Origin of the sequence: Ruegeria pomeroyi DSS-3, assembly GCF_000011965.2 — a bacterium.
GTDB classification, from domain to species: Bacteria; Pseudomonadota; Alphaproteobacteria; order Rhodobacterales; family Rhodobacteraceae; genus Ruegeria_B; species Ruegeria_B pomeroyi.
In genome coordinates this window covers 2206410-2228531 of the sequence record NC_003911.12, presented here as the reverse complement: position 1 = coordinate 2228531, position 22122 = coordinate 2206410, and the positions used below count along the sequence as shown (strand labels likewise).

General features: G+C 65.6%; 16 protein-coding genes. 11 read left to right on the top strand and 5 right to left on the bottom strand.

The annotated features are described in order from the left end of the window. Positions 1 to 62 precede the first annotated feature (62 nt). From dusB to SPO_RS10575, 5 genes are all read left to right on the top strand, one after another. On the top strand, positions 63 to 1046 hold the full coding sequence (gene dusB / locus SPO_RS10595; protein ID WP_011047815.1) for a tRNA dihydrouridine synthase DusB: 984 nt from the start codon (positions 63 to 65) through the stop codon (positions 1044 to 1046). After that, positions 1043 to 2122, top strand: coding sequence for a two-component system sensor histidine kinase NtrB (locus tag SPO_RS10590; protein WP_011047814.1), 1080 nt, complete (start codon positions 1043 to 1045; stop codon positions 2120 to 2122). Before dusB ends, SPO_RS10590 begins: the two co-directional genes overlap by 4 nt. Continuing rightward, positions 2122 to 3495: a sigma-54-dependent transcriptional regulator gene (locus SPO_RS10585; RefSeq protein ID WP_011047813.1), complete on the top strand. Its 1374-nt coding sequence runs from the start codon at positions 2122 to 2124 to the stop codon at positions 3493 to 3495. Before SPO_RS10590 ends, SPO_RS10585 begins: the two co-directional genes overlap by 1 nt. Before the next feature lie 99 nt (positions 3496 to 3594). Beyond that, entirely contained in the window at positions 3595 to 5880 is a 2286-nt protein-coding gene (locus SPO_RS10580; RefSeq protein ID WP_011047812.1) for a sensor histidine kinase NtrY-like, read from the top strand. Then, positions 5877 to 7289 (top strand): sigma-54-dependent transcriptional regulator, encoded by a 1413-nt coding sequence (locus SPO_RS10575; protein ID WP_011047811.1) that lies wholly within the window; start codon positions 5877 to 5879, stop codon positions 7287 to 7289. The genes SPO_RS10580 and SPO_RS10575 overlap by 4 nt, the downstream gene beginning before the upstream one ends. Before the next feature lie 15 nt (positions 7290 to 7304). Here the strand turns inward: SPO_RS10575 and SPO_RS10570 are convergent, their stop codons facing one another. Beyond that, complete coding sequence (locus SPO_RS10570) at positions 7305 to 7784, bottom strand: hypothetical protein (protein ID WP_044028281.1); 480 nt, start codon at positions 7782 to 7784, stop codon at positions 7305 to 7307. A 98-nt stretch (positions 7785 to 7882) separates the two neighbouring features. Here SPO_RS10570 and trkA point away from each other — a divergent pair, with 98 nt between their 5' ends. The 4 genes from trkA (at position 7883) to hflX (ending at position 12442) form a co-directional block, all read left to right on the top strand. After that, on the top strand, positions 7883 to 9259 hold the full coding sequence (trkA, locus tag SPO_RS10565) for a Trk system potassium transporter TrkA (RefSeq protein ID WP_011047809.1): 1377 nt from the start codon (positions 7883 to 7885) through the stop codon (positions 9257 to 9259). After that, a complete protein-coding gene (locus SPO_RS10560) occupies positions 9259 to 10794 on the top strand; it encodes a TrkH family potassium uptake protein (protein WP_011047808.1) in 1536 nt (511 codons plus the stop codon). Before trkA ends, SPO_RS10560 begins: the two co-directional genes overlap by 1 nt. A gap of 137 nt (positions 10795 to 10931) precedes the next feature. Further along, positions 10932 to 11171: an RNA chaperone Hfq gene (hfq, locus tag SPO_RS10555; RefSeq protein ID WP_011047807.1), complete on the top strand. Its 240-nt coding sequence runs from the start codon at positions 10932 to 10934 to the stop codon at positions 11169 to 11171. After that, complete coding sequence (gene hflX, locus SPO_RS10550; protein WP_044028278.1) at positions 11171 to 12442, top strand: GTPase HflX; 1272 nt, start codon at positions 11171 to 11173, stop codon at positions 12440 to 12442. The genes hfq and hflX overlap by 1 nt, the downstream gene beginning before the upstream one ends. Here the strand turns inward: hflX and SPO_RS10545 are convergent. From SPO_RS10545 to hemB, 4 genes are all read right to left on the bottom strand, one after another. Beyond that, complete coding sequence (locus SPO_RS10545; RefSeq protein WP_011047805.1) at positions 12427 to 13611, bottom strand: cation:proton antiporter; 1185 nt, start codon at positions 13609 to 13611, stop codon at positions 12427 to 12429. The two genes, hflX and SPO_RS10545, sit on opposite strands and share 16 nt — an antisense overlap. Positions 13612 to 13614: 3 nt before the next feature. After that, positions 13615 to 16083, bottom strand: coding sequence for a penicillin acylase family protein (locus SPO_RS10540; RefSeq protein WP_011047804.1), 2469 nt, complete (start codon positions 16081 to 16083; stop codon positions 13615 to 13617). Positions 16084 to 16227: 144 nt separating this feature from the next. Further along, the gene (locus SPO_RS10535) at positions 16228 to 16800 is read right to left on the bottom strand and encodes a YSC84-related protein (RefSeq protein ID WP_011047803.1); all 573 of its coding nucleotides are present in this window, start codon (positions 16798 to 16800) and stop codon (positions 16228 to 16230) included. A gap of 141 nt (positions 16801 to 16941) precedes the next feature. Beyond that, positions 16942 to 17940, bottom strand: coding sequence for a porphobilinogen synthase (gene hemB / locus SPO_RS10530; RefSeq protein WP_011047802.1), 999 nt, complete (start codon positions 17938 to 17940; stop codon positions 16942 to 16944). Positions 17941 to 18063: 123 nt separating this feature from the next. Here hemB and SPO_RS10525 point away from each other — a divergent pair, with 123 nt between their 5' ends. Continuing rightward, complete coding sequence (locus tag SPO_RS10525; protein WP_011047801.1) at positions 18064 to 18588, top strand: hypothetical protein; 525 nt, start codon at positions 18064 to 18066, stop codon at positions 18586 to 18588. A gap of 30 nt (positions 18589 to 18618) precedes the next feature. Beyond that, positions 18619 to 22071 carry a transcription-repair coupling factor gene (mfd, locus tag SPO_RS10520; protein ID WP_044028276.1) on the top strand — a complete coding sequence of 1151 codons (3453 nt, stop codon included), beginning with the start codon at positions 18619 to 18621 and terminating at the stop codon, positions 22069 to 22071. The last annotated feature ends 51 nt before the right edge of the window (positions 22072 to 22122 follow it).

The window sequence follows — 22122 nt, the reverse complement described above, 5'->3', positions numbered from 1 at the left end:
TTCATTGTGCGATGGCCGTTGCTTCATTACCAAGACCTCAGTTGCACAAGGATTAGGCACAGGTGACCCTGCATCTTGGAGACAAAACCCTGGCCCCGCCGGTGATCCTGGCGCCGATGGCCGGAATCACCGACCGCCCCTTTCGCGATCTGGTGATGGAGTTCGGCGCCGGCATGGTGGTGAGCGAGATGGTCGCCAGCCAGGAGATGGTGCAGGCCAAACCGGGTGTGCGCGAGCGGGCGGAACTGTCAGCGGATGTTGAAAATACCGCCGTGCAGCTGGCCGGGCGCGATACCCACTGGATCGCCGAGGCCGCCCGTCAGGTCGCCGACCGGGGCGCGCGCGTGATCGACATCAACATGGGTTGCCCGGCCAAGAAGGTGACCAACGGCTATTCCGGCTCGGCGCTGCTCAAGACCCCCGATCACGCGCTGCGCCTGATCGAGGCGGTGGTTGCGGCGGTTGATGTGCCGGTGACGCTCAAGACCCGGTTGGGTTGGGACGATACGCTGATGAACGCGCCCGATGTGGCGCGGCGCGCAGCCGAGGCCGGCGTGCGGATGGTGACAATCCATGGCCGCACCCGCTGTCAGTTCTACAAGGGCCGTGCCGATTGGGCGGCGATTGCGGCGGTGCGAGAAGCGGTCGATGTGCCGCTGATTGCCAATGGCGACATCACCTGCGCCCACACCGCCCGGCAGGCGCTGGACCGGTCCGGCGCCGATGGGGTGATGGTGGGGCGCGGCGCGCAGGGGCGGCCCTGGCTGCTGGCGCAGATTGCCCATGCGCTTTATGGCACGCCCGCGCCCGAGGTGCCGCAAGGCGCCGAGCTGGCCGACATGGTGGCGCGCCACTATCAGGCCATGCTTGATTTCTACGGGCGCGAACTGGGCCTGCGCGTCGCGCGCAAGCATCTGGGCTGGTACATGGACGAGGCCGCCACCCCAGCACCGCTGCGCAAGCTGGTGCTGACCGCGCGCGACCCGGAAACGGTGCTGCACCTGCTGCCTGAGGCGCTGTGCGGCAACGCGGAGGAGGCCGCATGAGTGCCGAAAGCGCCCTCTGGGCCTCGCTGCCGGTCCCGGCCTTCCTGATCGACGCGGATGACCGGATCGTCGATGTGAACTCTGCCGCCGAGGGGTTCCTGAACCTGTCGCGCAAGGCGGTGCTGGGCCATCCGATCTGGGACCAGCTGGCGATCGACGCGCCGATCGAACCCGCGTTCGAACGCGCCCGCGGCCAGGGCACGCCGCTGTTCGTGAACGATATCGACGTTGGTTCGGGCAATCGGGCGCCGCTGCAATGCGCCATCCAGATCGCCCCGCTTGTCGGCAGTCCCGGAGTGATGATGATGCTGGTCAGCCCGCGCGAGCTGGCCGGGCGGATGACGCAAAGCCATTCGGTGAAATCGGCGGCGCAATCGGCCATCGGCATGGCCGAGATGCTGGCACACGAGATCAAGAACCCGCTGGCGGGCATCACTGGCGCCGCCCAGCTTCTGAGCATGAACCTCGCACCAGAAGACCTTGAATTGACAGACCTTATTGTCGCGGAAAGCCGCCGGATCGTGAAGCTGCTGGAACAGGTCGAACAGTTCGGCAATCTCAGCGTGCCCGATTTCAAGCCGGTCAACATCCACGATGTGCTGGACCGGGCGCGCCGCTCGGCCCTTCTCGGATTTGGCGCGCATATGAAGATCATCGAGGATTACGACCCCTCGCTGCCGCTGGCCTATGGCGATCCTGACCAGCTGTTGCAGGTGGTGCTGAACCTGCTCAAGAACGCTTCCGAGGCGGCGCCGGGCGGCGGCACCATTCGCCTCAGGACCTATTTCGAACATTCCTTCCGCCTGCGCCGCAATGACGGGTCGGGCCAGTCGCTGCCGCTTCAGGTCGAGGTGATCGATGACGGCCCCGGCCTGCCCGAAGAGATTCGCGCCGATATCTTCGACCCCTTTGTCTCGGGACGCGAGAATGGCACCGGGCTGGGCCTGGCGCTGGTGAGCAAGATCATTTCCGACCATGACGGCTGGATCGCCGTCGACTCGGTCCCGGGCCGCACGGTGTTCCGCCTGTCGCTGCCCCGGGTACCGAAGGATCGCGGCGAAAAGGAGAGCAACTGATGGATGGAACGGTTCTGGTAGCCGATGATGACCGCACGATCCGCACGGTGTTGACCCAGGCGCTGACGCGGGCGGGCTGCAAGGTGCATGCGACATCAAGCCTGACCACGCTGATGCGCTGGGTGGCCGAGGGCAAGGGCGATGTTGTGATCTCGGACGTGGTCATGCCCGATGGCAACGGGCTGGAGATGCTGCCCAAGATCGCTCAGGACCGGCCCGGCCTGCCGGTGATCGTGATCTCGGCCCAGAACACCATCATGACCGCGATCCAGGCCGCCGAGGCCGAGGCCTATGACTACCTGCCCAAACCCTTTGACCTGCCCGACCTGATGAAGCGCACCGCGCGCGCGCTGGAACAGAAACGCCGCACCGTGTCCTCCGAGCCGCGCGAAGAGGGCGCGGAGCGTCCCGATGAGCTGCCGCTGGTGGGGCGCACCCCGGCGATGCAGGCGCTCTATCGGCTGGTGGCCAAGGTGATGAACACCGATCTGCCGGTGATGATCTCGGGCGAAAGCGGCACCGGCAAATCGCTGATCGCCCGCACCATCCATGATTTCTCGGACCGGCGCACCTTGCCCTTCATCTCGGTCACCGCCTCCGATCTTATGGACCTCGAAGGGCCGGCGCGCGTGCTGGCCCGGGTCAAGGGCGGCACCCTGCTGATCGACGAGATCGCCGATATCGGAGACGAGTTGCAGGGCCGCATCGTGCGGATGATGGATGCGCCCGGCGATTACGTGCCCCGCTTCATGGCCACCAGTCAGGGCGATCCGGCCCGCGCGATGGAGGCGGGCAAGCTGCGCCGCGACCTTTATTACCGGCTGTGCGGGGCGCCCATCCATGTGCCCGCCCTGCGCGAACGGGTCGACGATATCCCGCTGCTGACCGAGTATTTCCTGGCCAAGGCCGAACGGGATGGCGCGCCCAAGCGCTGGCTGGGCGCCGGCGCGGCCGAGCTGTTCCGTATCTATTCCTGGCCGGGCAATGTGCGGCAGCTTGAAAACGCCGTGCGCCGCCTGTCGCTGATCAGCCGGGCCGAGGAAATCTCGCGTACCGAGGTCGAGCAGGTGCTGGGCAACCAGCCCGAGCTGGAACCCGCGCTTGGCGGGCGCGGCGACAGCGAAAAGCTGTCGGCCTCGGTGGCGCGGCATCTGCAGCGATACTTTGACCTTCATGGCAATGTGCTGCCGCCGCCGGGTCTCTATCAGCGTATCCTGCGCGAGGTCGAGGCGCCGCTGATCGAAATCGCGCTCGAGGCGTCGGGCGGCAATCAGGCGAAATGCGCCGATCTTCTGGGGATCAACCGGAATACGTTGCGCAAGAAAATCACCGATCTCGATATAGAGGTGACACGGCGGCGCAAACTGATGTAATATCGCCACACAATGCGTGGCATCCGGGTCGCAACCCGGCAACGACCACGAGATATGGCGGTAAGCCGCGTTAGCGGCACATCAGGATGAGGGCAGCAGGTGGCAACCCGGTCACAGAACGGGCCGTTCCTTTCGCTCAGCGAATGGCGCAAGACGCGAAAAGCCCGCAATATCGGGACTTTGGGCCTGGTTGTTCTGGGGCCGGCCCTGACCGTTGCCACCTATCTGGTGACCGGTCCCTTCGATCTGGGCGCGGGCTCGACCACGCTGCGACTCATCCTTCTGGCGGATCTGGTCTATATTCTGGCCCTGGCAGCGCTGGTGCTGTCGCAGGTGGGCCGTCTGGTGGCCGCCCGACGCGAGAAATCGGCGGGATCCCGCCTGCACCTGCGCCTGATCGGGGTGTTCACCCTGCTGGCGCTGATCCCGACGATCACGGTGGCGATCTTTGCCGGGCTCACGCTCAACATCGGGCTCGAAGGCTGGTTCTCGGACCGGGTGCGCAATGTGGTGGGCAGCTCGCTTGCGGCGGCCGAGGCCTATGAGCAGGAGCATCGCGAGGGGCTGACCCAGGATGCCCGCGCCTTGGCCCGCTATCTGGATCAGGCGCGCACGCTCAACTTCTTCATCTCTGATGCCGAGCTGCGCGGTGTGCTGGCGCAGGGCCAGGGGCAGATCCAGCGCGGGCTGCGCGAGGCCTATGTGGTGGACGGTATCGGCGAGATTCGGGCCCGTGGCGACCGGTCATACCAGTTCGACTATGAGCAGCCCGAGCCGGAACAGTTCCGCGCCGCCCAGACCAACGGTCATGTGATCATCCAGGATTGGGACAATAACGAGTTCCGCGCCCTGGTGATGCTGCAGGCCTATCCCGACCGCTATCTCTATGTCAGCCGCGTGGTGGATGGCGAGATCCTGAACCTGCTCGACGACACCAAGGAGACGGTGCACCTGTACCAGCAGCTCGAGAACGAGCGCGGCCGGGTGCTGTTCGAATTCGGTCTGCTGTACCTGGGCTTTGCGGTGATTCTTATTCTGGCCGCGGTCTGGCTGGGCCTGTGGTTCGCCGAACGGCTGTCGCGCCCGGTGGGGCGGCTGACGACGGCGGCGCAGCGGGTCGGCGGAGGCGATTTGGGGGTGCAGGTGCCCGAGGAGCCGGGCGATGACGAGATCGCCATGCTGGGGCGCTATTTCAACCAGATGACCCGCCAGCTGAAGGGCCAGCGCGACACGCTGCTGGAGAATACCCACCAGATCGAACGCCGGCGGCGGCTGTTCGATTCGGTGCTCAGTTCGGTCACCTCGGGTGTGGTGGGGCTGGATTCGCAGGGGAAGGTAACCTTCGTCAACCGCTCGGCCGAACGGCTGCTGGACTGGTCGGGCGATGAACAAAGCCTGGATCTGGCGGTTGCGGTGCCCGAGTTCGTGTCGCTGTTTGAAAGCCTGGTCGCGGCAGGGCAGGAAACCGTGCAGGCCGAGATCAAGGTGACCCGCAAGGGGCAGCTGGAAAACCTGCTGGTGCGCATGTCCACCCGGCGCGGCGAGGATGACACGCTCGAAGGTTATGTGATCGCCTTTGACGATGTCACCGATCTGGTCAGCGCCCAGCGGATGGCGGCCTGGGGCGACGTGGCCCGGCGCATCGCGCATGAGATCAAGAACCCGCTGACACCGATCCAGCTGAGCGCCGAGCGCATCAAGCGCAAGTTCTCGCGCAAGCTGGACGAAGAGGATTGCGACAGCCTGGAATCGATGACCGATGTGATCGTGCGCCAGACCAACGATTTGCGCCGCATCGTTGATGAGTTCTCGAAATTCGCCCGCATGCCCGAACCCGACCGGCATGAGGAGGATCTGACCCGGCTGGTGCGCGATGCGGTACTGCTGCAACAGACCGGCCAGCCCGATGTGCGGGTCAGGGCCGATCTGCCCGAAGCGCCGCTGATGGGCAATGTGGATGCCACCATGCTTAGCCAGGCGCTGACGAACCTGATCAAGAACGCGGGCGAAGCGATTGAGACATTGGTGAAAAAGGGTGCCCCCGAAGGGCTGGCGCCGGAAATCAGGGTCACCCTGACCGGCGATGCCGAAGGCAGCCAGATCACCATTGCGGACAACGGGATCGGCCTGCCCGAGGATCGGGCACGCCTGTTCGAACCCTATGTCACCACCCGCGACGAGGGCACAGGCCTGGGCCTGCCCATCGTCAAGAAGATCATCGAGGAACATGGCGGGACGCTGCATCTGGAGGATGCGCCCGTCTTTGACGGCCAGGACCATTTCGGCGCCATGGCCGTCATCCGTCTGCCGGGCTACGACCCGGCCTCCAGAACCGCCATGCAAAGACAGGCGGCCAGAAACAAGGCGAAAGCAGGACCGACATGAGTGATATTCTGATCGTTGACGACGAGCGCGATATTCGGGAACTGGTCTCGGATATTCTCGAGGACGAGGGCTATACCACCCGGCTGGCGGGCACGTCCGACGAATGCATGGCCGAAATCAACGCCGAACCACCGGGGCTGTTGATCCTCGATATCTGGCTCAAGGACAGCCGGATGGACGGGATCGACATCCTGAAGGCGGTGAAGCGCGACAACCCGGATGTGCCGGTGGTGATCATCTCGGGCCATGGCAATATCGAGATCGCGGTGGCCGCGATCAAGCAGGGCGCCTATGACTTCATCGAGAAGCCGTTCAACATCGACCAGCTGATGGTGGTGATCCGGCGCGCGATGGAAACCTCGCGCCTGCGCCGCGAGAATGCGCAGCTCAAACGCCGCGAAGTGACCTGCGCCGACATGATCGGCCAGTCGGCGGCGTTCCGCGCCATGATCGGCCAGCTTGACAAGGTGACCAAATCCAACGGCCGGGTGATGCTGCGCGGGCCGGCGGGCGCGGGCAAGGAGATCGCCGCGCGCTATATCCACGCCCATTCCAACCGCGCCAACGCGCCCTTTGTCACCGTCAACTGCGCCGGGGTCGAGCCGGAGCGGATGGAAGAGATGCTGTTCGGCCGCGAAAGCCAGGAGCGCGGCGTCGAACCGGGCCTGCTGGAACAGGCCCATGGCGGCGTGGTCTTCTTTGACGAGGTGGCAGACATGCCGCTGGGCACCCAGTCGAAAATCCTGCGGGTGCTGGTGGATCAGCAATTCCAGCGCGTGGGCGGCGCTGACAAGGTGCGGGTCGACCTGCGGGTGATCTCGTCCACCAACCGCGATCTCGAGGTCGAGATCCAGGCCGAACGCTTTCGCCAGGAGCTCTATCACCGGCTCAACGTGGTGCCGATCGCGGTGCCCTCGCTCGAGGATCGGCGCGAGGATATCCCGGTTCTGGCCGCCCATTTCATCGACCAGTGCCATCAGGGTCAGGGCCTGCCGCTGCGTGCCCTGAGCGAAGAGGCGGTGGCGCTGATGCAGACCATGTCCTGGCCCGGCAATGTGCGCCAGCTCAAGAACCTGATCGAGCGGGTGCTGATCCTGGGCGAAGGCACCGGCGACATCGAGGCGCGTGAATTGCCCAGCGACGAGGACAAGGCCGCCGAAGAGGGACGGGTGGTGCTGTCGGGTGCGCTGGCGACCCTGCCGCTGCGCGAGGCGCGCGAGGCGTTCGAACGCGAATACCTGCTGACCCAGATCAACCGGTTCGGCGGCAATATCAGCCGCACCGCCAGCTTTGTCGGGATGGAGCGCAGCGCGCTGCACCGCAAGCTGAAATCGCTGGGCGTGGTCACCTCGAGCAAGTCAGGTGCCCGGGTGGCGCATATGGACGAAGAGATCGAGACGGTCGAGTAAGAAGGCGTTGCGCCCCTAGCCTGCGGGCCGGGGCGTGACCACCTGGAACGAGCCATCCTGATAGGTCACCACACAAGAGGTCGGCCCCAGCGCTGGCAGTTTGGCACCGCGCACCGGCTGTACCTGGGCGGCCACCGCCTCGCGGCAACGGGGCAGCTCGACCGGGGCATAGCCCTTGGCCGCCATGCATTGCTGCTCGACCCGGGCGCGCAGGCCGGAATTGACGTCGACGGTATAGACACTGCCGGGCGCCCAGCTGCCCGGCGTGGTATAACACTGCCCGGCGGCGTTGCAGACGGTGCGCCCGGGATAGAAGATCGGCGGGCTTTGCTGCACCTTGTTGGCCACCGGCGCATCGCGCAGCGCCTTGACCTCGCAATCGAGCGTATCCGATTGCTGCCGCGTGACGCTGACGCCCTCGCGGTAATAGATCGACAGCGGGCCGCAACCCGTTAGAATCACTGTGGCGGCAAGGGTCGGGATCAGCACTCTCATAGCGCCAAGAGTGCCACCGAAACCGGGGCCTGACAATTGAATTGACCCTGTCCCGGCCTTCTGTCATTCAAAAACCCTCAGGCAAAAGGGGCCAGGGAATGAAGGTCATCATCTGTGGGGCCGGGCAGGTCGGTTGGCAGATCGCGCGGCATCTGTCGGGCGAGTTGAACGACGTGACCGTGGTGGACAACAATCCCGATCTGGTGCGCCGCGCCACCGAGACGCTGGACGTGCAGGGCATTGCCGGCTTCGCCTCTTACCCTGACGTTCTGGAGAAGGCAGGTGCGCGCGATGCGGACATGATCATCGCCGCCACATATTCGGACGAGGTCAATATGGTCACCTGTCAGGTGGCCCATTCGGTCTTCGGTATCCAGCGCAAGATCGCGCGGCTGCGCTCGAAATCCTATCTCAATGCCATCTATTCCGACCTGTACCGGCGCGAGCATCTGCCCATCGACGTGGTGATCAGCCCCGAGCGCGAAGTGGCCGCCGCCGCCATGCGCCGGCTGTCGGCGCCCTCGGCCTTTGACACCGAAACCTTCATGGATGGGCAGGCGCAGCTGGTGGGCCTGTCGGTGGACGAGGCAAGCCCGGTCATCAATACGCCGCTGCGCCAGCTGACCGACCTGTTTTCCACCCTGCGCGCCATCGTTGTCGGGATCCGGCGCGAGGGGACGCTGTTTGCCCCGGAACCGGGCGACCAGATCTTTGCAGGCGATGAATGCTATGTCTTCTGCCATGTCGATGACGTGAGCAGAACGATGGAAGTGTTTGGCAAAACACATAAAAAACAGGATCGTGTGGTGATCGTAGGCGGCGGCAACGTCGGCCTGGAGGTGGCTCGCGCGCTGGAAGAGCACAAGACCCGCATTCATGCCAAGGTGATCGAACGGGACCGGGGCAATGCCGAACGCGCCGCCGAGGCGCTGGAACGCACCATCGTGCTGCATGGCGACGGTATGGATGCGGGCCTGCTGGCCGAGGCCGGGATCGCGCGCGCCGATGCGATGCTGGCGGTGACCGATGATGATCGAACCAATATGCTGGCCGCCGTGCGCGCCAAGGCCGAGGGCTGTCGGCTGGCCATCGCCCTGATCAACGACCCGACGCTGGTGGCGCTGATGCCGCCGTTGGGGATCGACGCCTATATCAACCCGCGCGCCACCACCGTCAGCTCGATCCTGCGCCATATCCGGCACGGGCGGGTGCGCCAGGTCTATTCCATCGGCGATGCCGAAGCCGAGGTGATCGAGGCCGAGGTGCTGTCGACCTCGCCCATGGCAGGCCAGCGCCTGCGCGACATCGACTTTCCCGAGGGGGTGCTGGTCGGCGCGGTGCGCAAGGGCGACAAGGTGCTGCGCCCGACCGGAGAGCTGCGCATCGAAGAGGGCGATGTGATCGCCATATTTGCAATGGCCGACGACGTGCCCGAGGTCGAAAGGCTGATGCAGGTCTCGATCGACTTCTTCTGATGGTGCGGCGCAGGCAGACATCTGAAACCGGCCTGTTGCGGCAACTGCCGCTGGCGCTGCTGATCTGGGGCCTGTTCTCGCTGATGATGTGGGTGCCGGCGGTCTATGCGCTGACATTGAACGATCATCCTACGTCGCGTTCGTTCTTCTATGCCGGTATTCTGGGGCTGGTGGTGGTCACCACAATCTCGCTGGCGCGCGCCGGTCGACCCTCGCGTCATGGGTTGCTGGGGCAGTTGGCGGTTTTGTTGTCGACCTTCGCGGTGCTGCCGCTGTTTCTGGCGGTGCCGTTTCACGATGCGCTCAAGACCACCAGTTTCCTCAACGCCTATTTCGAGATGGTCAGTGCCATCACCACCACCGGGGCCGAGATGTTCCCCGATCCCGGACGGCTGAGCGCGCCGCTGCATCTGTGGCGGGCGCAGGTGGGCTGGCTGGGCGGGCTGGTGATGTGGATCGCGGCCTCGGCCATCCTGGCCCCCTTGTCGCTGGGCGGGTTCGAGGTGACGGCCCAGGGACAGCCGGGCCGGGTGCTGGTGGGGCAGGGCGAAAGCGTCGATCCCCGCGGCCGGCTGCTGCGCGTCGCGGCAACGCTGGCACCGGTCTATGCCGGGCTGACGCTGGTGGTGGCGATCCTGCTGCTGGCGGCGGGCGATTCCGGGCTGGTGGCGATCTGCCATGCGATGTCGGTCATGGCGACCTCGGGCATTTCGCCGGTGGGCGGGCTGTCGGGCGGCGCCTCGGGCCTGACCGGCGAGGCGATCCTGTTCCTGTTCATGTTCTTCGCGCTGTCTCGGCTTACCTTCTCGTCCGATACCGCCATGCGCGGTCATGCCCGGCTGGATCAGGACCCCGAGTTTCGCATCGGCCTGCTGATCCTGCTGGGGGTTCCGGCGCTGTTGTTCCTGCGCCACTGGTCGGGCGCGATCGACATCGCCTCGGGCGAGAACCTGACGCTGGCGCTCAGGGCACTGTGGGGCAGCCTGTTCACGGTGATGTCGTTTCTGAGCACCACCGGGTTTGAATCGACCGACTGGGCCGAGGCGCGGCAATGGTCCGGATTGGGCACACCGGGCATGATCCTGCTGGGCCTGTCGGTGATCGGCGGCGGCGTTGCCACCACCGCCGGCGGGGTCAAGCTGTTGCGGGTCTATGCGCTCTACCTGAATGGCACGCGCGAGTTGCAGCGGCTGGTGCACCCCTCGTCGGTCAGTTCCGCCACCGGGCGCAATCGCCGCATCCAACGCGGAGGGGCGTTCATCGCCTGGGTGTTCTTCATGCTGTTCGCCATTTCGCTGGCGGCGATCGCGCTGGCGCTGGCGGCGGCGGGGTCGGATTTCGAAACCGCCATGGTTCTCAGCATCGCCACGCTCAGCACCACCGGCCCGCTGATCGAGATCGGCGCCCAGGAGCCGATCCGCCTGATCGAGATGCCTGCGGCGGCCAAGCTGATCCTCAGCGGTGCCATGATCATCGGGCGGCTGGAAACGCTGGCCTTTATCGCGCTGATCACCCCCGCGCTGTGGCGGAATTGAGCCTGACGCCCGATAGCGGCTTTCAGGGGTTACGTATTTTTTCGACTGGCATATCCCAAATTCGCGCGACATACTCCGCCTGAGGGAGCGCGCTGGTCCGCGGTGCGTTGCAAGAACAAAGGCGAGATTGAACAAAAATGGCTTCGGACAGACAAAATCTGCAGGACGCATTCCTGAATCACGTCAGAAAGACCAAGGTTCCGGTCACGATTTTCCTGATCAACGGTGTGAAATTGCAGGGTGTGATCACCTGGTTCGACAACTTCTGTGTGCTGCTGCGCCGCGACGGACAGTCGCAGCTGGTCTATAAACACGCGATCTCGACCATCATGCCTGCCCAGCCGATCAGCCTGTATGAGGGCGAAGACGCCAATTGATGGAACATGATCGGGCGCGCACCCGGGCCTGGGTGCTGCACCCCGAACTCAAATCCGACCTTGATCGCCGCGACCCGGTTCCGGCGCTGGAAGAGGCCGTGGCACTGGCCGCGGCCCTGCCGGATCTTGACGTGGTCGGGTCGGGCATCGTGCGCCTGCCCAAACCGCATCCCGGCCATCTGTTCGGCTCGGGCAAGGTCGAGGAACTGGCCACCCTGTTTCACGACAACGAGGTCGAGCTGGTCCTGATCGACGGGCCGCTGTCCCCGGTGCAGCAGCGCAATCTGGAAAAGGCGTGGAAGGTCAAGATACTCGACCGGACCGGCCTGATCCTGGAAATCTTCAGCGACCGCGCCCGCACCCGCGAAGGCGTGTTGCAGGTCGAGATGGCCGCGCTCAGCTATCAGCGGACGCGGCTGGTGCGCGCCTGGACCCACCTGGAGCGTCAGCGGGGCGGTCTGGGCTTTGTGGGCGGTCCGGGGGAAACCCAGATCGAGGCCGACCGGCGCGCCATCGACGAACAACTGGTGCGGCTCAAGCGCCAGCTCGACAAGGTGGTCAAGACCCGCGAGCTGCACCGCAAGGCACGCGCCAAGGTGCCCTATCCGATCGTGGCGCTGGTGGGTTATACCAACGCGGGCAAATCGACCCTGTTCAACCGGCTGACCGGCGCCGAGGTGATGGCCAAGGACATGCTGTTCGCCACGCTCGACCCGACCATGCGGCGGGTGGTGCTGCCCGACGGGCCCGAGGTGATCCTGAGCGATACGGTGGGCTTCATCTCGGATCTGCCTACCGAGCTGGTGGCCGCCTTCCGCGCCACGCTCGAAGAGGTGCTGGCCGCCGATCTGATCGTGCATGTGCGCGATATCCACCATGCCGCGACCGAGGAGCAGGCCCGCGATGTCGAGACCATCCTGGCCTCGCTGGGGGTGGACGAGGGACGGCCGAAATTCGAGGTCTGGAACAAGGTCGACCTGCTCGACCCCGACAAGCGCGCGGCCCTGCGCGAGCGGACCGCGCGCGATCCTTCGCTATTTGCGGTCTCGGCCGTGACGGGCGAGGGGCTGGAGTCGCTGTTGACAGCCATTGCCGAGGCGCTGGCCGAGACCCGCAGCGAGGCGGTGCTGACGCTGGGCTTTGCCGATGGCAAGCGACGCGCCTGGCTGTTTGCGCAGGATGTGGTCCAGGCCGAGGAACAAAGTGATGACGGGTTCCGACTGACCGTGCTGTGGACACCTCGGCAGGCGGCGCGTTACGCGGCGCTCTGATCCCGGCTGTCGCGGACGCGGCGCAGCGCATAGGCGGCGGCCAGCGGTCCGGCCAGTTCGAACACAACGGTGGCACCGATGGCCAGCGCGGTGATCATGTCGGCATATTGGGGAAACAGATCACCCGCGATCAGCGCCATGCCGATGGCGACACCGGCCTGGGGCAGCAGGGCCGGGCCGTACCACGGGCGTTCGCCCCGCGCGGTTGCGGCCAATGCCGCCCCGGCCCAGCCGCCCAGCACCCGGCCCAGCACCCGCAACGCCACATAGCCCATCAGCAGCGGCCCCACCGCCCAAAGCGCCGAGAGGTCCAGCGAGGCCCCGGCCAGGATGAAGAACACGATCATGAAGGGCCATTCGATATGTTCGATCTCGCGAAAGGCCCGTTTGTGGTGATGGGCGAGGTTGACGATCACCGCCCCCGCCGTCATCCCCGCGATCAGATAGGAAAGATCCAGCCACAGCGACAGGCCCGCGGTCAGGAACACCAGCCCCAGCGCCTCGATCCTGAGCGGCTCGCCCCCTGACAAGCGCCCGGTCAGAGAGGCGCCGGGCAGGCCGACGGCCAGGCCCAGGGCAACCGATCCCGCAATCTCGACCAGCGCGCCGCCCAGCAGGCCGTGGGCCGAGCCGTTGCCCTCGACCGCGCCGGCCAGCACCGCGACAAGCCCGAACAGCAGCACGCCCCAGGCATCGTCGATGGCCACGATCCCCTTGAGCCTGCGCGGAAAGTCACCGCTGGCGCGGCCCTGCCGGATCACGTCCAGCGTCGCCGCCGGATCGGTGGCGGTGGCCAGCGCCCCCACCATCAACGCCGCCGCCAGCGGCATGCCGATCATCGCAAGCCCGGCCGAAACGGTCAGCTGCGTCACCAGCACCACCATCACCGAGATCACCACGATCGCGCGGCCATGGCCGCTGAGGGTGCGCAGCGACAGCTCGCCTCCCAACAGGAACGCCACCATGCTGAGCGCGATGACCGAGATGATCGGGTAGAGGGCGGCGAGGCTCTCGGGGATCAGGTCGAACCCGGCCGAGCCGGCCAGCAGGCCGCAGATCAACAGCAGCGTCACCCGGGGCAGCCGGCTGCGCGCGCCCAGCTGATCGGCGGCCAGACCCGTCAGGAACAACAGCCCCAACGCGATCAGGTCGGCGGCATAGCTTTGCATCGCTTATTCGGGCGCGGGCAACAGCCGGGTCACCCCCACCGCCGCCGCGCGCGCCAGATCCGCATCCAGTGACATCGGGATATATTCGCCGCGCCGCCACAGCTGTGCCTGATCGTCGTAATAGCGTGACAGGAAATGCCCCGATTGCCCGGTCGAGATGACAAAGACCGAACTGTCGGGATCGGCGAAATCATAGACCCCGCGATATCCCGCGCCATGCACGTTGCGGAACGGATCCGGGTCCTCGCCCGAGGTGCGCCCGCGTTGCAGCGTGTGGTCGCCGCCGCTGGTCGATTGCCGGATGTTCACGAAATAGCGCAGCACCGGCACCTCGCCCAGCACCGGATGGTCATGGGTGGCCTGATGCGCATCACCCCAGCGCAGGCTTTCCAGCGCGCTGCCATAGCGGTCGCCGATCCAGACCAGCGCATCGTCCAGCGCCAGCCGGGCGATCTCGGTGCAGGTTTCGCGGGGCGCGCTCTGGCGGATGTCGCACCAGACCGAGGCGCCGTCGATATCGCGGAACACCCGCTCGATGAACAGCGGCTCGACTTGTTTGTATTCATCGGCCAGTGGCCCCAGCTCGTCGGTGATCAGCCGCTTTTGCAGTGCCCGCACCCAGGCGGCATAGATCAGCGGCTCGGGCAGATGCTCGCTCATCTCGCCGTTCCATTCGGCCAGAAGCGAGAGCGCAATCTGGCGCTGGCGCTCGGGCGTGCCCTCGGGCGCGGCCTCGCCGGTGAACCACAGGTCGGCGCCGATCAAGGGCAACAGGGTGCGCGCCGCCGGGCTGACCGGGTCCAGCTGCGCCTCGATGAACCCGTCGCGGGTATGCACCTCGCGTGATTGCATCAGCTTCTGCCAGCGGGTCACCCGCTGAGTGTCGCCCCAGACAAACGAGACATGGTTGGGAAAGGGCCGTTCCAGCAGCTTGTTGTTGGTATTGCCCAGGATCCCGCCCACCGGCGAGACGAATTCCGGGTTCGAGGCATAGGGCATCCGACCCTGCCAGCGGTTCTCGGCGCGCCAGCCCTGCGCGGGCAGGCGGCCCTGGCTCTGATGGCGGGGATCGCGCCGGGGCACCGCGCCCACCATCTTGAGCGCGACCGTCTCGCGGTCGGCCAGCGTCAGGTTCTGCGAGGGGCCGACATAGGCTTCGCTTGCGCGGATCGCTTCTTGCACGGTTCCAGCATTGATCAGCGCCAGCGCCGCCGACATCGAGGTGTCGCGCGCATCAAGCATGGTCCAGCCCAGCGACATCACATGGCCGGGCGGGGTGATGGTTTCCAGGTCATAGACGCTGCCGGGCAGGACCGGACCGTTTTCGGTCCAGCGCAGGGTCAGGGTGATCGGGGCGGCGCCCTTGATCTCGATGATCGAGGGGCGGCTTTCAAAGGTCTTGTAGCCGTCCGGGGTCAGGTATTCCTCGGGATTGTCGGGGTTCAGCCTTTCGACGAACAGGTCCTGATCGTCCATGTAGGACGAGGTCAGGCCCCAGCCCAGCCGCTCGCTGCGCCCCAGCAGAACCGCCGGCATGCCGGGAATGGTGCCGCCGATCACGCCGCCATTGGCCAGCTCCAGCCGCGCCAGATACCAGGTCGAGGGCGCGGCAAAGCCCAGATGCGGGTCATTGGCCAGCAGGGTGCCGCCACTGGCCGAGCGCGACGGCGCCGCCGCCCAGGCGTTCGACGCCCCGGCCAGGCCCCGGCGCGGCAGCGGCATCAGCGGGTCATGCGGCGTATCGCGCCCAGCGGCATAGCGGGGAAGACCCGGAAACAGCTGGGCATACTCCGGTAGCGCGGCGGTGCCGGTGCCCGGGGCATCGGGCAGGATATCAACCAGCCGCGCGGGATCGCCCAGCATCAGCGAGGTTCGGGCGCGCAGTACCTCCTCCTCCAGATGGCCCGAGAGTTGCAGGCCCATCAGCTTGATGATGGCCAGGCTGTCGGCGGGTTGCCACGGCGCAACGGGGGCGTTGAACAGGAACATCTCGGGCGCGCCGCGGCCCAGCGCCTCGTCGTTGATCTCGGCCAGGCGGGCGTTGACGCCCGCCGCATAGGCCTTGAGCGCGGCGGTGGTATAGGCGTCCTGGGCGCTGACCGATTGTTGCGCCAGCCGCGCCAGGTCGAGCCGGCGCAACAGCCGGTCGATGGCAACGGTACGGGGGCCGAACACCTCGGACAGGCGGCCCTGAACGGTGCGGCGCAGCATGGTCATCTGCCACAGCCGGTCCTGCGCATGGGCATAGCCGAGGCCAAAGAACACGTCCGGATCCGAAGCGCCGAAGATATGCGGCACGTTATGGGTGTCGCGTACGATCTCGACCGGCGCGGTCAGCCCGGCCACCTCTTGGGTCTGGTCGTAATCGGGCAGCGACTGGCTGGCGAGATAGTAGACCAGCGCCACCGCCGCGACGGCAAGTGCGATCAGACCGGCGGCAAGGCGAAGTAGCCAGCGAAAGAGCAGACCCATGAGCGACCCGTGATTGAGCTGAATTCGAATTTCCCGAGTGACATTAGGGGATTGGCGGAGAAAACGAAAGGGCGGCGCCACCGCCGCCCTTACAAACCAAGTGACAGGCCCGCGCCGGTTGCGCGGCCCACGCGGCCCCGTGCATCAGGGGATGATGCGGGTGTATTTGGTGCCTTCCAGCGTCGCACCGACGCGCAGACCGGCGCGCCCGAACACGGCGGCCAGGATCGGCGAGCGCAGCGTGTTGGTATCGGCGGCCAGAGAGTCGCCCTGATCGCTGACCACATATTCCAGATCGGCCCCGGCGGACCAGCCGCTGGAGCGGCGGAATTCGCTGAGCGCGCCCTGGGTCATGAAGAACAGCACATGGGCATATTGCTGGGCGCCGATCTGCAACCCGGCGCTGCCCTTGACGGCCGAGTAGTAATCCACCGTCACCCCGTCGACACGCAGGGCGCCGCGCCCATAACCGCCGCCAAAGACGAAACCGGCCTCGGTCAGCAGCGGCATCACCAGCATGCCGGCCGCCTTGTGCGAGATTTCGACCGTGTTGGGGAACTGGGCGTACATCTCGGTCAGGGTGGCGTTGACGCGGGCGTCGATCTGCGAAGCGTTGGAATTGCCGACGCCATTGCCGCAGGCGGCGGTGAGCGTCAAACCTGCCATGCCAAGGGCAAAGCCGCGACGGCTCAGTCGGGGAGTGTGGATACTGCTCATATCTCTCGATCTCTGTAATGTTGCCTGACAAGCCGGGTTCTCCCGGTCTTGATGGCGACAATACGCCGAACCGGCCGCCCTGTCATCATGCAACTGCCGCAATTGGGCGGGATATCGCCCGCCGCGCCGGTTTGCGTGAACCTACCCTTGCAGGATGCGGGCCACGTCGGGGGCGAAATAGGTCAGGATGCCGTCGCAACCGGCGCGCTTGAAGGCCAGCAGGCTTTCCAGCATCACCTTGTCGCCGTCGATCCAGCCATTCTGCGCCGCCGCCTTGATCATCGCGTATTCGCCCGAGACCTGATAGGCATAGGTGGGCGCGCCAAAGCTCTGTTTGACCCGGTGGCAGATGTCCAGATAGGCCAGCCCCGGTTTGATCATCACCATGTCGGCGCCCTCGGACAGGTCGCGTTGGATCAGGCGCAGCGCCTCGTCGCTGTTGCCCGGGTCCATCTGATAGGTCTTCTTGTCGCCGGTCAGCGCGCCCGAGGCACCGACCGCGTCGCGGAACGGCCCGTAAAAGGCGCTGGCATATTTGGCCGCATAGCTGAGGATCAGCACGTTGCGATGCCCGGCCGCCTCGAGCGCCTGGCGCATGGCGCCGATGCGCCCGTCCATCATGTCGGAGGGGCCGATGATATCGGCGCCCGCTTCGGCCTGCGCCAGCGTCATCTTGACCAGCGCCTCGACGGTTTCGTCATTGACGATCTCGCCGTCCACCACATAGCCGTCATGGCCGTTGATGTTATAGGGATCGAGCGCCACATCGGTCATCACCGCGATGTCGGGGGCGGCGGCCTTGATCGCACGGATGGCGCGGTTGGACAGGTTGTCGGGGCTCCAGGCCTCGGCGCAATCCTCGGTTTTCAGCGCGGCATCGGTATAGGGAAACAGGCAGATCGCAGGAATGCCCAGCGCCTGCGCCTCGACCGCGGCCTGGGCGATCCTGTCGACAGAACGGCGCATCACCCCGGGCATCGAGGGCACCGGTTCTTCTATCCCCTCGCCATCGCGCACGAAGACCGGCCAGATCAGATCATCGACGCCCAGGGAATTCTCGCGCACCAGCGCACGCAGCGCGGGCGATTTGCGCGCGCGCCGGAAACGGGCGGCGGGAAAGGCGGCGACGGTCGGGGTCATGCATGGCTCTCCTTGCACATTTGTGTATTGGGTGGCATGGAATTGATCCGGTCACAAGGGTACCAATGGCCGCGCAGGCGGGATAGAAGGCCGCGATGACGGCCAGCGGGAAGGGCAGCAGGTTTGGATTGGTATTCCTCGATCTTCGAACTTATCGACATGCGCAGCTTTTCGAACCTGTGGTTCTGGATCGCGTTGGCGGTGGTCTGGTCCTCGGCCAGCCATTGGGTTCTGGGCGTACCTTATGACATGGTGACCCGTGCCCGCCGGGTCGGCGGTCAGGCCGCGCAGGATCTGAACGATATCGTCCGGATCAATGTGAACCGCATGCTTTATATCGTGGACACTGCCGGATTGCTGCTGTTTTCCTTCAGCTGCTTCATGCTGTCGGTGCTGGCGATGCTGGGGTTCTATTATGGAATGGAGTTTGCCCAGGCGGTGTTCATGCTGGCCTTTCCGATGTCGCTGGTGGCGCTGCTAAATCTCGCGACCGCGCGGCGGGTGCGGGCGCAGGAATTGATGGGCGAGGATCTGGCACGGGCCATCGGGCGCTGCCGGATTTATACCCAGATCATCGGCATGGTGTCGATCTTCTTCACCTCGCTCTGGGGCATGTATCAGAACCTGTCGATCGGGGTTCTGGGCTAGACGGACGGAAACGGACAGGGACAAGTCACGATGAAGGCACCGAACCATGTGCTGGTGGGCGGCGCGCCCGAAGGCTTTGACGCGCGGCTGATCCTGAACGAGGTCGCCCGCGCGGGCGCACCGGTGCTGCATGTGGCCCGCGATGACAAGCGGCTGGAGGCGATGCGGGCGGCGTTGGCCTTCTTCGCGCCCGACCTGCCGGTTTTCGTGTTTCCCAGCTGGGATTGCCTGCCTTACGACCGGGTCTCGCCCAACGCCGATGTCTCGGCGGCGCGGATGGCGACGCTGGCGGCGCTGGTGCACCAGATGCCCGACCGTTTCGTGCTGCTGACCACGCTCAACGCTGCGACCCAGCGGGTGCCCGCGCGCGACCTGCTGCGCGAGGCGGCCTTTAGCGCCCAGGTGGGGCGGCGCGTGGATGAACAGGCGCTCAGACAATTTCTTGTCCGCATGGGCTTCAGCCAGAGTCCCACGGTGATGGAACCCGGCGATTACGCGATCCGGGGCGGCATCATCGACATCTATCCGCCCGGAGACAGCGGGCCGGTGCGGCTCGATTTCTTCGGCGACGTGCTGGACGGCGCGCGCCGGTTCGATCCCGCCACCCAGCGCACCACCGAGAAACTGGACCTGATCGAACTGGCCCCGGTCAGCGAGGTCATTCTGGACGAGGCGGCCATCACCCGGTTCCGCCAGAACTATCGCATCGAGTTCGGCGCCGCCGGCAGCGACGATCCGCTTTACGAGGCGGTGAGTGCCGGGCGCAAGCATCAGGGCGTCGAACATTGGCTGCCCTTCTTTCATGAACGGCTTGAAACCCTGTTCGACTATTTGCCCGCCGCAACGGTGACGCTGGACGATCAGGTGACACCGACCCGGCTGGCGCGCTGGGACAGTATTCAGGACCAGTACGAGACCCGCCGTCTGGCCATGACCGACCGCTCTCGGACGGACAGCGTCTATAAACCGCTGCCGCCGGGGCTGCTGTATCTTGATGATGGCGATTGGTCGGCGCAACTGGCCGATCGGCGGGTGATGCAGTTCAACCCGCTGCCGCAGGCCAGCGGCCCAGGCGTGATCGACGCGGGCGGGCGGATCGGGCGCAATTTCTCGCCCGAGCGCGCTCTGGAAAACGTCAGCCTGTTCGGGGCCTTGGTCGATCATCTTAAGGTCAGAATGGCGGATGGTCCGGTGTTGATCGCCTCGTATTCCGAAGGCGCGCGCGAACGTCTGACCGGGCTGATCGAGGACGAGGGCCTGGCCGAGGCGATCCCGGTGACCAACGGCACGCGCATCGGCAAGCGCGGCCTGCATCTGGCCGTCTGGGCGCTGGAACACGGGTTCGAGGCGCCCGGCTTGACGGTGATCTCGGAACAGGACGTGCTGGGCGACAGGCTGATCCGCCAGCCCAAGAAGCGTCGCAAGGCCGAGAATTTCCTGACCGAGACCCAGTCGCTGACCCCCGGCGATCTGGTGGTGCATGTGGATCACGGCATCGGGCGCTATCGCGGGCTCGAGGTGATCACCGCCGCCGGTGCGGCCCATGAGTGTATCGCGCTCGACTATGCCGAGGAGGCGCGGCTGTACCTGCCGGTCGAGAATATCGAGCTCTTGTCGAAATACGGCCATGAAGAGGGGCTGCTCGACCGGCTTGGCGGTGGCGCCTGGCAGGCCAAGAAGGCCAAGCTGAAGGAACGTATTCGCGAGATGGCCGACCGGCTGATCCGGGTGGCCGCCGAGCGCGCCTTGCGCAAGGCGCCGGTGATGGACCCGCCGCCGCATGCCTGGGAGGATTTCAGCGCCCGCTTTCCCTATCAGGAGACCGACGATCAGTTGCGCGCCATTGGTGACGTGATGGACGATCTGCATTCGGGCATGCCGATGGACCGGCTGATCTGCGGCGATGTGGGCTTTGGCAAGACCGAGGTGGCGATGCGCGCGGCCTTTGTCGCGGCCATGTCGGGGCTGCAGGTGGCAGTGATCGCGCCCACCACGCTGCTTGCGCGCCAGCATGCCGCCAGTTTCCGCGACCGCTTCCGGGGCTTTCCGCTGGAGGTGCGTCAGCTCAGCCGTTTCATCTCGGCCAAGGAGGCGCAGCAGACCCGCGAGGGGCTGGCGCGCGGCACGGTGGATATCGTGATCGGCACCCATGCGCTCTTGGCCAAGGGCATCCGGTTCCAGAACCTCGGCCTGCTCATCATCGACGAGGAACAGCATTTCGGCGTCGGTCACAAGGAGCGGCTGAAACAGCTGCGCTCGGACGTGCATGTACTGACGCTGACGGCCACCCCGATCCCGCGCACCCTGCAGCTGAGCCTGACCGGCGTGCGGGATCTCTCGATCATCGGCACGCCGCCGATCGACCGGTTGGCGATCCGCACCTATGTCAGCGAGTTCGACGCGGTCACTGTCCGCGAGGCGCTGTTGCGCGAGCATTACCGGGGCGGGCAGAGTTTCTATGTGGTGCCCCGCATCACCGATCTGCCGGATATCGAGGCGTTCCTGAAGGAACAGCTGCCGGAACTGACCTATGTGGTGGCGCATGGCCAGATGGCGGCGGGTGAGCTCGACGACCGAATGAACGCTTTCTACGACGGCAAATACGATGTGCTGCTGGCCACGACCATCGTCGAAAGCGGGCTGGACATCCCCACCGCCAACACGATGGTGGTGCATCGGGCCGATATGTTCGGACTAGCGCAGCTCTATCAGATCCGGGGCCGGGTGGGCCGGTCCAAGGCGCGCGCCTATGCCTATCTGACCACCAAACCCAGGGCGCGGCTTACACCCGCCGCCGAAAAGCGGCTGCGGGTGCTGGCCTCGCTCGACACCTTGGGGGCGGGGTTCTCGCTGGCCAGCCAGGATCTGGACATTCGCGGCGCAGGCAACCTGTTGGGCGAGGAACAGTCCGGCCAGATGCCGGATGTGGGCTATGAGCTTTACCAGTCGATGCTGGAGGAGGCGATCGCCAAGATCCGCAGCGGCCAGATGGAGGGGCTGAGCGAGGCCGACGACCAATGGGCGCCCCAGATCAATCTGGGCGTGCCGGTGCTGATCCCCGAGGAGTATGTACCCGATCTGGACGTGCGCCTCGGTCTCTACCGGCGGCTTTCGTCGCTTACGACCAAGGTCGAGCTGGAGGGCTTTGCCGCCGAACTGATCGACCGGTTTGGCAAGCTGCCGAAGGAGGTGAACACGCTGCTTCTGGTGGTGCGGATCAAGGCCATGTGCAAGCGCGCAGGCATTGCCAAGCTGGACGGCGGGCCAAAGGGGGCCACGATCCAGTTCCACAACGACAAGTTCGCCTCGCCGGCGGGGTTGGTGGAGTTCATTCAGGCGCAAAAGGGCCTGGCCAAGATCAAGGACAACAAGATCGTGGTGCGTCGCGACTGGAGGTCGGAGGCGGACAAGATCAAGGGCGCCTTTGCGGTGGCCCGGGATCTGGCCGACAAGGTTGCGGCGGAAAAGAAGAGCAAGGCGTAGAGGGCAGATTTTCAAGTGAAAATCTGCTTGCAAAATCTTCGATGAAGATTT

Coding starts and splice junctions, on each gene's coding strand:
- SPO_RS10570 (WP_044028281.1), bottom strand. CDS start 7,784: ATGAGAGTGCTGATCCCGACCCTTGCCGCCACAGTGATTCTAACGGGT.
- hemB (WP_011047802.1), bottom strand. CDS start 17,940: ATGACCCCGACCGTCGCCGCCTTTCCCGCCGCCCGTTTCCGGCGCGCG.
- hflX (WP_044028278.1), top strand. CDS start 11,171: ATGGAACATGATCGGGCGCGCACCCGGGCCTGGGTGCTGCACCCCGAA.
- SPO_RS10545 (WP_011047805.1), bottom strand. CDS start 13,611: ATGCAAAGCTATGCCGCCGACCTGATCGCGTTGGGGCTGTTGTTCCTG.
- mfd (WP_044028276.1), top strand. CDS start 18,619: ATGAAGGCACCGAACCATGTGCTGGTGGGCGGCGCGCCCGAAGGCTTT.
- SPO_RS10590 (WP_011047814.1), top strand. CDS start 1,043: ATGAGTGCCGAAAGCGCCCTCTGGGCCTCGCTGCCGGTCCCGGCCTTC.
- SPO_RS10560 (WP_011047808.1), top strand. CDS start 9,259: ATGGTGCGGCGCAGGCAGACATCTGAAACCGGCCTGTTGCGGCAACTG.
- SPO_RS10540 (WP_011047804.1), bottom strand. CDS start 16,083: ATGGGTCTGCTCTTTCGCTGGCTACTTCGCCTTGCCGCCGGTCTGATC.
- hfq (WP_011047807.1), top strand. CDS start 10,932: ATGGCTTCGGACAGACAAAATCTGCAGGACGCATTCCTGAATCACGTC.
- trkA (WP_011047809.1), top strand. CDS start 7,883: ATGAAGGTCATCATCTGTGGGGCCGGGCAGGTCGGTTGGCAGATCGCG.
- SPO_RS10535 (WP_011047803.1), bottom strand. CDS start 16,800: ATGAGCAGTATCCACACTCCCCGACTGAGCCGTCGCGGCTTTGCCCTT.
- SPO_RS10575 (WP_011047811.1), top strand. CDS start 5,877: ATGAGTGATATTCTGATCGTTGACGACGAGCGCGATATTCGGGAACTG.
- SPO_RS10585 (WP_011047813.1), top strand. CDS start 2,122: ATGGATGGAACGGTTCTGGTAGCCGATGATGACCGCACGATCCGCACG.